Origin of the sequence: Coprococcus sp. AF19-8AC (assembly GCF_003603115.1) — a bacterium.
GTDB classification, from domain to species: Bacteria; Bacillota; Clostridia; order Lachnospirales; family Lachnospiraceae; genus Coprococcus; species Coprococcus aceti.
This window is the reverse complement of record NZ_QTMI01000002.1, coordinates 118,469-129,766: the sequence shown is the minus strand read 5'-3', so window position 1 is coordinate 129,766 and position 11,298 is coordinate 118,469. Positions and strand designations below refer to the sequence as shown.

Genomic DNA, 11,298 nt, shown 5'->3' with positions numbered 1-11,298 from the left:
TTATAAGGTCCCGACAGACGGAATTGGCTTTTCGCCTGCCGGGATCTTCGTTTTTATTGTGTCGATGAGACATTTCCTTCATATCATATAACAGAAGAGGTTTTTCTGTCGGTATGAAGGAGGTGGAGAAATGGGATTCACAAGTATTCCCATACGCAACATCATACGTGAAGCTGTTGCAAGGGGCGGCATAATAGTGGATGTCAGGGACCGCGATGAATTTCTGGAGGGACACATCCCCATGGCGGTAAATATTCCATTTGAGTTGATAGAAGCGAGGGAGTATACTCTTCCCAAAAGCAAATATCTGCTGGTATACTGTGCTCATGGGGTGAGCAGCATGAAGGCTGCGCTCATCATGAGCGAGGATGGATACAGAGTTATCAACACGGTGGGAGGCCTGGCGCAGTACAGAGGCCCGCTCACAAGACAGCGATAGAACAAATATACAACCCACAGAAAGGGCAGGAAATGAGTAGAGTAGAACTTATAGCTCCATGTCATTTTGGACTGGAGTCGGTACTGAAAAAAGAAATACTTGATCTTGGATACGAGATAGTCCAGGTGGAGGACGGAAGGATCACATTTGCCGGAGACGAGAGTGCGATTGCAAGGGCAAATATTTTTATAAGGACAGCCGAGCGTATCATGCTTAAATGTGGCAGCTTCAAGGCCGCCACATTTGACGAGCTGTTCGAGGGAACAAAGGCCATCGCCTGGGAGAAGTATCTGACAAGGGATGCAAAATTCTGGGTGTCCAAGGCGACATCAAACAAGAGTGCACTCTTCAGTCCATCGGATATACAGTCTATAGTCAAGAAGGCTATGGTTGAGAGATTGAAGCAGACATACAGAGTGTCATGGTTCACGGAGGATGGCGCAAGCTATCCGGTGAGAGTATTTATATTCAAGGATATAGTGACCATAGCACTTGACACGTCAGGTGTGTCACTTCACAAGAGGGGATACAGAAAGCTGGTTGGAAAGGCTCCTATATCGGAGACGCTGGCGTCCGCGCTGATCATGCTCACGCCGTGGCACAGCGACAGAGTCCTTGTAGATCCGTTCTGCGGAAGTGGAACATTTCCGATAGAGGCGGCCATGATAGGCGCACACATCGCACCGGGAATGGACAGGGAGTTCACGGCCCAGGAGTGGTCCAAGATCTGTGACAAGAAGATATGGTACAATGCGGTGGATGAGGCTCATGATCTCATAGACCGCGATGTGAAGATGAACATACAGGGATATGATCTGGATGGCGATATGGTGAAGTGTGCCATGGAGAATGCCAGGGCAGCAGGAGTGGAGCAGCACATCCATTTTCAGCAGAGGGATGTGAAGGATCTGAGAAATCCGAAGAAGTATGGATTTATAATCACAAATCCACCTTACGGAGAGAGACTTGAGGAGAAGGAGGCTCTGCCTGAGCTGTACAGGACCATCGGCGAGAGCTATAGGAGTCTTGATGACTGGTCAATGTTCCTCATCACATCGTATACGGATGCGGAGAAGTATATCGGCAGAAAGGCCGACAGAAACCGCAAGATATACAACGGAATGATAAAATCATATTTCTATCAGTTTATGGGACCGAAGCCGCCTAAACGAAGGAGAGAAGAAGCTTGAAGAAATTTGTATATATAATTCTGATCCTTGCCATAGGTGCTCTGGCGTATTACGGAACAAAGGAGCCGTCGGGACGTCTGGAGAAGAACGAGGAGGATCAACACGCAGTTTCCGGCATGTCTGAGAAGCTTGCGGGCGATTACAATGAAGCGGGACTCACACTGTATGTAAATGGCAGTGAGGTGGAAGAGGACGAGTACAAGCCGTATGTAAGCAATAATCTTCACCTTATGATGCCGCTGAAGATGCTCAAGGATAAGATGAAGTGCACATACATAGAGTATGTGAATGGCAGTATCGTGATCAAGAGGAATGAAGGAGTCGCCAGACTGGTGCTTGATTCCCAGGATGCAGAGCTGGACGGCAAGGACGTGAAGATCGCGGATGCGCCGATAAAGAAGGATGACGAGACATTTGTCCCTATAGAGTATATAGCGGACACGCTCGACTATACATGTGAGTACAATTATGACACAGGCCGTGTATCCCTGCAGAAGGTCGGTGAGGACAGTAAGCTGCCGGCCGCCTACGACATGAGAAAAGAGGGCAGGGTCACAGAGGTCAGAGACCAGGGAGACTCGGGAACATGCTGGGCATTTGCGTCGCTGGCTGCGCTTGAGACAACTCTTATGCCGGATGAAAAGCTGCAGTTCTCTGTGGATAACATGACCATGAACAACGGATTTGGTGTTGAACAGTTTGAGGGTGGCCAGTACAGGATGAGTATTGCATATCTTGCATCCTGGAAGGGACCGGTTCTCGAGAAGGATGATCCGTACGGGGATGACAAGACGAACTCCAAGCTTAAGGCCGTGAAGCATTTGCAGGAGGCGGAGATAATTGACGACAAGAATCTGAAGGCTGTGAAAGAGGCAGTGTACACCAAGGGCGGTGTGGAGACTGCGATATACAGCGATATGATAGATGCCGACAGCAGCTCGGAGTATTACAACGAGGAGACTCATGCGTACTATTATGATGGTTCAGAGGGAATCAACCACGATGTGGTAATAGTAGGATGGGATGACAATTACAGCAAGAACAACTTTAACAAGGCGCCGAAGAAAGATGGTGCTTTTATCTGTAAGAACAGTTGGGGAACCGAATTTGGCGAGGATGGATATTTCTATATATCATACTATGATGCGCATATTTGCGAGACCAGTGTTGTGTACACCAGACTTGAGGGTGCAGACAACTACGATAAGATATACCAGTCGGATAAGCTGGGCTGGGTAGGAGTCCTTGGATTTGACCAGGAGGATGCCTACTTTGCAAATGTTTACACGGCAGGCAAGAGCGAGGAGCTCAAGGCTGTGTCATTCTATGCTACTGATGCAAAGACGACATATGAAGTATATGTGGCTACAAATTTTGAGGACACTGACGATCTGGCAAATAAGAAGCTTGTCGCGTCAGGCGAGATGGAGTACGCAGGATACTACACGGTCAACCTGGATGATGTGGTCAAGCTCCCGGATGAAAAGAAATTTGCGGTCATAGTACATATAACCACGCCGGGCAGCAAATACCCGATAGCCATAGAGTATGATGCGGATTCCATGACCGACAGCTTTGACATCTCCGACGGAGAAGGCTATATAAGTCTGTATGGAAATCAGTGGTACAGTGCGGAAAAAGAGAGAAAATGTAACGTCTGCCTCAAGGCATTTACGGATAAGACAGAATAAACAGGAAGTGTATGTAAGCTGTGGGAAAGGAGAATATTATGGACAAGCTGATATTTGCAACGGGAAATGAAGGAAAGATGAAGGAGGTCCGCATGATACTTGCTGACCTCGGATTTGAGATACAGTCCATGAAGGAGGCTGGGATTGATATAGATATAGTTGAGGACGGACAGACATTTGAGGAGAATGCTCTGATTAAGGCGAGAGCCATCAGCAAGGAGAGCGGATGTCTGGTGCTTGCGGATGACTCAGGACTTGAGGTCGATTATATGGACAAGGCGCCTGGCATATACAGCGCGAGATTCCTAGGCGAGGACACATCGTACAGGATAAAGAACCAGTACATAATAGACAAGCTGGCCGGGGTTCCAGATCCTGAGAGGACAGCAAGATTCGTGTGCGCTATAGCAGCAGTGTTCCCAGATGGAAGCGAGTACACAGAGCGCGGAACCATAGAGGGAATCATAGGCTACGAGGAGCGCGGCGAGAACGGTTTCGGGTATGACCCTATATTTTACCTTCCAGAGCTGGGCAAGACCACTGCGGAGCTTGATCCTGAGGAGAAGAACAAGATCAGTCACAGGGGAAATGCACTGAGACTGATGAAGAACGTCATCAGAGCGCACAGGGAGAGTAAGTGAGAATCAGGAATAAATCAGTTAATGATCAGTGGGATCGATGGATTCTCGTTAGGAGGAATAGATGAAAGTACTGATAATAAGTGATACTCATGGCAAGAGTAGCTGCTTAAAACAGATACACGATATAGTTGGCGACGTGGACATGCTGATACATCTCGGAGATGTTGAGGGAGATGAAAAGCTGATACATGATCTGTTTGACTGTGAGATCCACATGGTGAGGGGCAACTGCGATTACAACCCGGAGCTCCCGATATATGACGAATTCAACATCGGAGATAAGAGGGCATTTATAACGCATGGACACAGGTATGGTGTGAACAGCGGTATTTCATATCTGGAGGAGCTTATCGACACGGAAGGATATGACTTCGTAATGTATGGACACACCCACCGCCGTGACCTGACGAGCTACAAGGGTTCATATATAGTGAATCCGGGAAGTCTGGCTCTGCCGAGGGACAACCGGATTGGAACGTATATGCTGCTTGATTTTGACCAGCACGGAACGCCGTTTTTTGCGCAGAATGAGCTGCCGAGGGTAGAGTCGAATGTGTCAAGTTTTCGAAGAAAATTTGACATGTAGCATCAGCCCTGCCGAAGGTAGCTTTAAATGGCTGATGTTCCATACCGGAGGAGAAGAAGAGGAAGAAGTTTTTTGAGGATCTGTGGGGATAGAGCAGATATAAAGGTAGTATAATTGGTGCCGGGCACTTCATTGTGATGTAGGTGTCCGGCATTTTTGAGTATGGGAAGGGGGATACTTGTGGAGTTTGGCTTTTGCAGTTTGTATGGGAAAGGTGATAGGGGAATAAGCAATTTTTTTAAGGAGGCAAATAACAAGGATGTTCTGGGGCTCAGACCGATGAATAACAGGATCTCGGAGATACTGTTTCCAGAGTGTACGACACTTATGCCTAACCTTGTATATATATATTATCTCAATGCCATATATCATGTACTTAAAGAAAAAGGATCAGAGGATGATGTTGATTATTATGAAAGAATGATCAGTCATCATATAGTTGAAAAACATCGTGAGGAGTGCAAAGGAAAGGGATTCTTTGATGATGCAAAGGATCGCGCTTACAAGAAATATAAGAATAAGATGAAGATGCTGCATTATCTGGACGAAAAGTATTCGATAAATGGTGTATGCTTATTGGACATACTGAAAGAAACAGACCGATATAAATTTGTGAAAAATGTGATAGATAATGTTGAAGTTGGCTCAGATGTAGAGGATCTTACAGATTATGAAAAGGACTATATCTATAGCCCGGGGAAACTGGATGAAATAGAGAAACTGGATTATATAAGGCGGGTGTTGATGCCGGATGATGATAGAATATGCAGATATTCATATACATCAAATATTATCGCCAGTTTCCTAGCACCTGTATCAAATAAAAAAGATGTACTAAGGGAAGATTCTGTATCAAAATTATATAAAGAAGGTAAAGAGGGTAAATTCAAATATGAAAAACTTGAAGATTTACTTGAAGAGTTAAAAATAAAACCAAAGAGTAAGTATCTTTATGAATTTGAAAAAATTGACAAGTATGACAAGTATGGCGAGAGTATAGTAGGGAAAGATAATGGATTTTATATGTATGAATATCTTCGCCAGTCCCAGATATATTCTATTATCCAGTATATTGCCAAGCTCAGTTATAAATGGCTGCTGTTCAGCAGAGATGACGATAAACGTAAATCATATGAAGAAAAAATCAGATCTGAGATTGCAGTATATTTCGAGATTAGCACTGAAATAAAAGAAGAAAAAATAGAAAATTACTGGAAAAAGAAATATGAAGATTGTAAAAGTTTTATCAGTCAGGGGGAAGACGGGGATTTAGGTGAATGCTGGGATTTTATTAATAAATTAACCATAGAATTGGAGAAAGACATAAATACAAGTGATATAGAGAAAATTGCCAGTATCGTGGAGGAAAGAGAGAAACACGTGCAGGGGGCTGCGTCAAAATTAGGCACTAATCTAAGAAATATAGAAGACACAGAGGATTATATAGACACATTCAGGTGGGAGTATCGTCCTACAGAAAGTCAAAACAGATATCCGGGAACCATAACCATGTGTGTAAGCTATTATATATCAGAATTGTTTTATAATTATATAAAATGGGAGTAAATATGGAAAATATAGAGGATATATACTTATTGGACAAGCTTCGTCCACCAAAGGGATATGAAACCACGGGCGCATTGCTGTGCACATATAGTATTGATGCAAAAGCATTGTTGTCGGCACTGTTATATATGAGGGATATACCGGCAAAGGGTATGGACAGTGGTACAAGTCTGTCGATCACAGAGCGGTTGAAGATGCTGTTCGATAAAGGTATCGAGGACATGAAATGGATGGAGAAACACATAGGATTTGTATGTAATAATGGCTATGACAAAAGCTCGGCCTCCACGATGTATCAGTATACAAGACGATTTACGGCGTATTACACGATTTCGCTTGGAGAGCGCGATCACAGTTTCCATCCCAAAATGTATCTGGTGAAGTTTGAGAAAAAAGATAAGACGGCCGAGGGGGCAGATACATTGTTCCGATTGATTATAGGCAGTATGAATCTGGTGAATTCACACAACAAGGAATTTGCTGCATGTATGGAGCTTGAAGCGTACAGAGAACAGGACGTGCCTGAAACAGACAGGGACAAATATGTAAAACTGAAAGGCACAAAAGCTGATATATCAGGTGCGATAGATAGATTGCTTGGATATGAAAGAGAAAACGGCAGATCGGATAGTCCATATATCGACAACCGTAATATAGGCGAGGTAATAGAGAATCTTGCTGTGGACTCATATTACTTTAAAAAGGATGAGCTCCCGGAGATCACAGCATTTGGGGAAGCTTTCCCAGGTACAGAATTCAAAGATATGCTAAAAGGGGCAGATCACATTTTTTCACCGTTTTTATCAGAAAGTTTTCTGAGAGAATGCCCAAAGAAAACTAACATATATACTATGGAAAATGAACTGACAAAGCTGGGGTATGAACGTTGTGCTGAAAAGCAGATAGTGGAGGATGATGACAAAACTGACAGCCGCCAGTTCTTTGTGTATGAGATAGAGGAGAATCAGGTAAACAGAAAACCATCAAGTTCACATTTTAAGGCATATCTGTCAGATAAAGATCAATGGGTTTATGTGGGATCACTGAATTTTTCCAACAGAGCATTTGGAAATAACAGAGAACTGGTGGTGAAGCTTCAAGATATAACGGAACAGCGGTATGACTATATAAAGACAGTTTTTCAAGAAGATTATAGACTGTATACATATAGAAAAAGACCCCAAGGCACTGAGTCTGAAGAGTATGAACTCGATATAGATAGTGAGTTTAGAAAATTGGCACTACAGATAAGCCAGATGTATGCTGTGAAATTCAGCCAAAGTGATAATTATACGCTGACCGTTTGCAGGACCGGGATTGCGACGGCGCAAGAGAAGGATAATGTCGGTGAGCTGATCACTTCGATCAATGAGGGCCTGACTACTTTTGAAAAATCTATAGCAAAGCGAAATATCCCAGAAGAAAATAAATTCGTGAGGGATGAAAGTGCTGAATACGATCATATATCCGTAAAGATATGTCCTGTCGATTATCCGGAAAGAAGTGAGAATCTGCTAAAAATCACATTTGCTGATGAGATATCGGAAGATCCCAATTCTGATGTTCTGGAGACTGATATATCCTGGTCAGGACTTAACAGGAGAAAAGCAGGGCAGCAGTTTATCCTGACACTTGAATATAAGAACAAAGAATACGCTCGGGCAAACATACATATATGCTGGTGTGCTCAGACCAATGATAATGATGGAGACGAGACAGACGCGGCAGATAATCTGTTAGATGTGCAGAGAATATTGATATATGAGAAAATAGCAGGTTTGTTAAGCAGCAGAAATTATAAAGACAGCAGTATAGATAAGCCGGAGAATGACTCTGATGATTCTGGGAAACGGCTGGGCGTTAAGGAGTATGAGTGCTATATAAGAAATTGTATTCCTACGTTAGAAGAGCTGATTCAAAGATGTATAAACGAGAAGAGAAGCCTGGATTCAGTTCTAACAGGGTATAAGAATCGTGTGAAGTCCATATACGAAGTGCATGCGCTTCGAAATAAAGGTATGTCACAGGAGGAACAGGCAGAAATTGCATGTATGGATAAAAAGCTGGTCGAAAATATGATGGCGCAATTCGAATGCTTAAAAGGGGAAATTGGATATTATGGGCAAAGAAAAGACAGAAATTGAATATACAGATTATCAGAAACGTGCTATAAGAAGGATCGTTGACAGTTATATGGGAGAGTGTACCAGCGGAAGATTTCTTCTTGCAGATGAGGTGGGCCTTGGAAAGACTATTATTGCGAGGGGCGTCATCAGGTGCCTTATGTGTAAACTCCTTGAGCAGGAAATTGCCGGCAAGTCTGGAGAACAGATAAAAAACGAAGCGGATTATTATTATTTTAATGTTATTTATATATGTTCCAACACGAATATCGCCAAGCAGAATGAGGAAAAACTCGGACTTGGTAAAAATGAAGACGAGGGGTGGACGAATCGTGCCAGTTGTCTTTCGGGGAAAGAGTTCAATTCATCTAAATATGAAGTGGAATTTCAAGCGGTACTTCAAGATTATTATAAGGTATATGGAAATGATCACACATATGAATCTTTGGGCAGAGTCAATGCATTGAAGACCAGACTTAGAATATTGCCAATGACACAAAGGACATCTATCGATATAAAGGGACGGGGCAAGGTAGAAGAGAGAGAATATCTGTATAGACTGATACGGGCTTTTTCTGATGATGAAATTATTTCAGCAGAAGCAAGTCGGGGAAATGAAGATTTTGAAAAGATGATGGGTCTGTACATGACCAAGTGTAAGTGTGATGAAGAGTTTAATAAAGCATGTAATATTATCAGGGATAGCCGTAATGGTGATGAATATGAAATAGAAAACTTTTATAATACCTGGCAGATCGTAAGGAAAGGCTTTGCGGAGATCACGATGGACTGGCTGGACTGCGGGCTGGTTATTATGGATGAATTCCAAAATTTCAAGGAGATCATAGGTCAGGCTTCAGATGATGAGGAAAGTATCATAAGAAAGGTTCTGGAACAGGAGTCTGATGGGGAAGACAGAAATCCATATGTTCTGATGTTGTCTGCAACTCCATTTAGGATGTATATGAGTAAAAATGCAGATCAGGATGAGACGGATACCGATACAGCAGGCACGGAAAATGCAAGTATATATGATGTGTGCCGCTTCCTTGAAAAAGGAGGGGGAACAAATGGTATGTCTGTAATTTCAAGTTCCCTTGAGGCTTATAAGACTGCACTTGAAAAATATTCACGATCGGACAGAGAAAGCAAGGAAAATGTTCTGGAAAAGAAAAACACCTTTGAGAGGCAGATGGGATCAGTGTTTACCAGAATGGAGAGAATCAATGTGCTACGTGAATTGAGAGAAGACTGCACAGACGCTGAAGATACTGATAAACAGGAAATCGGATGTGGTGGGATTAAAGCCCTTCTTGATTATACGAATGAGCTTGTTGAATATGATACAGGCAATGGCAGGTATCATATAGGTACAGGTACAGCGACAGCATATGCTGAGAGAATCCCATATGTTCTCTCGTTCATGAATCGAGGGAACAAACAGGCCGGCGGCGATGATGGCTATAAAATTAAACGCAATTTTGATGAAGATGTTGGCGCTGGAAAAATAAGATATAAAAATAATTCAAAATGTTATATTCTTGAAGATGATTTTAAAGATATGTCCAAAACACTAGGGGAATGGCATGGAGTTTATGAGAAGGTGTTGGAGTATATTCTGGACATAGAATCTCTGGATATCGATTCTATGCTGAAATCTGGTAAGTATAATGGCATGACAAGGGAGGATGTACTTCTGAATCATCCAGGAGCAGCCAGACTTCTGTGGGTTCCTTCTGTGGTCGGTTGGAAAGAGCTTAAAGGTGCATTTGCAGAGCACAAAAACTTTGGCAAGACCGTTATGTTCTCAGACAGAGTTGTTGTACCGAGAGCTATGGCATGGCTTATCAGCCGAGAAGTGACACGGAGACTTATCTGGTGGATATTGAAACAGGAACAGGATAAGAGTATTACGGAGAAAGAACTTCAGGATTTTCAGGAAAGTGCAAAGGACATACTAGAACAAATATTAGAACAAATACTGGGCCTGGTGGCTGGTTTCGAAGAAAATCCGGAGCGGGGTAATAGTGGTGATGAAGGTATAAAAACGGTTGAAAAGATATTTACGACATCAGAGTCAGGTATGTTTGCCGTGTGGTCTGAGATGGGACTGCCGATAAAAAGGAATAAAGAAGGTTTTGCCCTTAGGGACAGTGGAGGCACTTTACAGATGGATGTGGATAGTCTCAGACAGTCTATAAAGGATTACTGTGAAGAAGGAAAGCTTCAGTATGTATTGCAAGAGCTGGAGTATATAGGGAACGCAGCATACTTGTCAGATGGACATAATGTACATGAGGCAACAGAAATTTATATTACATTGTATGAACATACAAAAGATGGCAGACTTCAGATATCCAGGACAGGCGATAATCAGAAAAGTGCGGAAAGGCCCGTAGAGACATACTATGCGCGATGTATAGGAAGCGGTAATGACGACGATAAAGTGAATAGTATATCCAAGCTTCAGGCTGCGTTTAACTCGCCATTTGCACCATTTGTATTTGCTACGACCTCTATAGGTCAGGAGGGACTGGATTTCCATAATTATGCGGATCGAATGGTACATTTGTCTATTCCTGCCAATCCTACTGATTTTGAACAGAGGGAGGGAAGAATAAACAGGTATAATTGTCTTGCGGTGAGAAAGGCAGTTATGGAATGGTATGGCAATAAAGAGGAGACCAGGATGTGCTCTGATGATATACCAAAGCTTCTGGATAATGCATTTGAAGCGGCAAAGGCTTCGTTGTGCGAAGAAAGCAATCAGAAATTAAACTGTGGCATTATACCACACTGGCTTGTTGCCAGAAAAAAAGATGATAATAAGCTTGAGGTGGCTGGAATAAAAAGGCTGGTGCCGTATTTTTATAACTCATCCATGATGGAGAAGTATCATAATATGCTCAAGCTGCTTCAGTTGTACAGATCTGTTATTGGACAGGCGGATGCAGACGAACTGCTGGAGAGACTTATGGTCAACAAAAAAGAGGCAGATGTGCAGGAGTTATATGTAGATTTCTCTCCGTACAATGAGCGGTTGCAGAATTAAGATGACGATA

At 42.9% G+C, this 11,298-nt stretch carries 8 protein-coding genes; all 8 read left to right on the top strand.

Going from position 1 to position 11,298, the window contains the following annotated elements; translation table 11 throughout:
* The first annotated feature begins 130 nt into the window (after window positions 1–130).
* The 8 genes from DWX57_RS05520 (at window position 131) to DWX57_RS05485 (ending at window position 11,288) form a co-directional block, all read left to right on the top strand.
* Window positions 131–439, top strand: coding sequence for a rhodanese-like domain-containing protein (locus DWX57_RS05520; RefSeq protein WP_117875111.1), 309 nt, complete (start codon window positions 131–133; stop codon window positions 437–439).
* 32 nt (window positions 440–471) lie between these two features.
* Entirely contained in the window at window positions 472–1,629 is a 1,158-nt protein-coding gene (locus DWX57_RS05515; protein ID WP_118017954.1) for a THUMP domain-containing class I SAM-dependent RNA methyltransferase, read from the top strand.
* Window positions 1,626–3,320 carry a lectin like domain-containing protein gene (locus DWX57_RS05510; protein ID WP_022217549.1) on the top strand — a complete coding sequence of 565 codons (1,695 nt, stop codon included), beginning with the start codon at window positions 1,626–1,628 and terminating at the stop codon, window positions 3,318–3,320. Before DWX57_RS05515 ends, DWX57_RS05510 begins: the two co-directional genes overlap by 4 nt.
* 38 nt (window positions 3,321–3,358) lie before the next feature.
* On the top strand, window positions 3,359–3,961 hold the full coding sequence (locus tag DWX57_RS05505; RefSeq protein ID WP_022217550.1) for an XTP/dITP diphosphatase: 603 nt from the start codon (window positions 3,359–3,361) through the stop codon (window positions 3,959–3,961).
* A 61-nt stretch (window positions 3,962–4,022) separates the two neighbouring features.
* Window positions 4,023–4,547 carry a metallophosphoesterase family protein gene (locus DWX57_RS05500; RefSeq protein WP_118017950.1) on the top strand — a complete coding sequence of 175 codons (525 nt, stop codon included), beginning with the start codon at window positions 4,023–4,025 and terminating at the stop codon, window positions 4,545–4,547.
* 180 nt (window positions 4,548–4,727) lie between these two features.
* Complete coding sequence (locus tag DWX57_RS05495) at window positions 4,728–6,113, top strand: hypothetical protein (protein WP_117549687.1); 1,386 nt, start codon at window positions 4,728–4,730, stop codon at window positions 6,111–6,113.
* Between the two features lie 2 nt (window positions 6,114–6,115).
* Complete coding sequence (locus DWX57_RS05490; protein WP_158547591.1) at window positions 6,116–8,257, top strand: phospholipase D-like domain-containing protein; 2,142 nt, start codon at window positions 6,116–6,118, stop codon at window positions 8,255–8,257.
* Window positions 8,232–11,288 carry a helicase-related protein gene (locus DWX57_RS05485; protein ID WP_120123201.1) on the top strand — a complete coding sequence of 1,019 codons (3,057 nt, stop codon included), beginning with the start codon at window positions 8,232–8,234 and terminating at the stop codon, window positions 11,286–11,288. Before DWX57_RS05490 ends, DWX57_RS05485 begins: the two co-directional genes overlap by 26 nt.
* Window positions 11,289–11,298 lie beyond the last annotated feature (10 nt).

Bases quoted from the DNA above. Each gene is read 5' to 3' on its own strand.
- DWX57_RS05520 (WP_117875111.1), top strand. From the start codon at position 131: ATGGGATTCACAAGTATTCCCATACGCAACATCATACGTGAAGCTGTT.
- DWX57_RS05515 (WP_118017954.1), top strand. From the start codon at position 472: ATGAGTAGAGTAGAACTTATAGCTCCATGTCATTTTGGACTGGAGTCG.
- DWX57_RS05505 (WP_022217550.1), top strand. From the start codon at position 3,359: ATGGACAAGCTGATATTTGCAACGGGAAATGAAGGAAAGATGAAGGAG.
- DWX57_RS05500 (WP_118017950.1), top strand. From the start codon at position 4,023: ATGAAAGTACTGATAATAAGTGATACTCATGGCAAGAGTAGCTGCTTA.
- DWX57_RS05490 (WP_158547591.1), top strand. From the start codon at position 6,116: ATGGAAAATATAGAGGATATATACTTATTGGACAAGCTTCGTCCACCA.
- DWX57_RS05485 (WP_120123201.1), top strand. From the start codon at position 8,232: ATGGGCAAAGAAAAGACAGAAATTGAATATACAGATTATCAGAAACGT.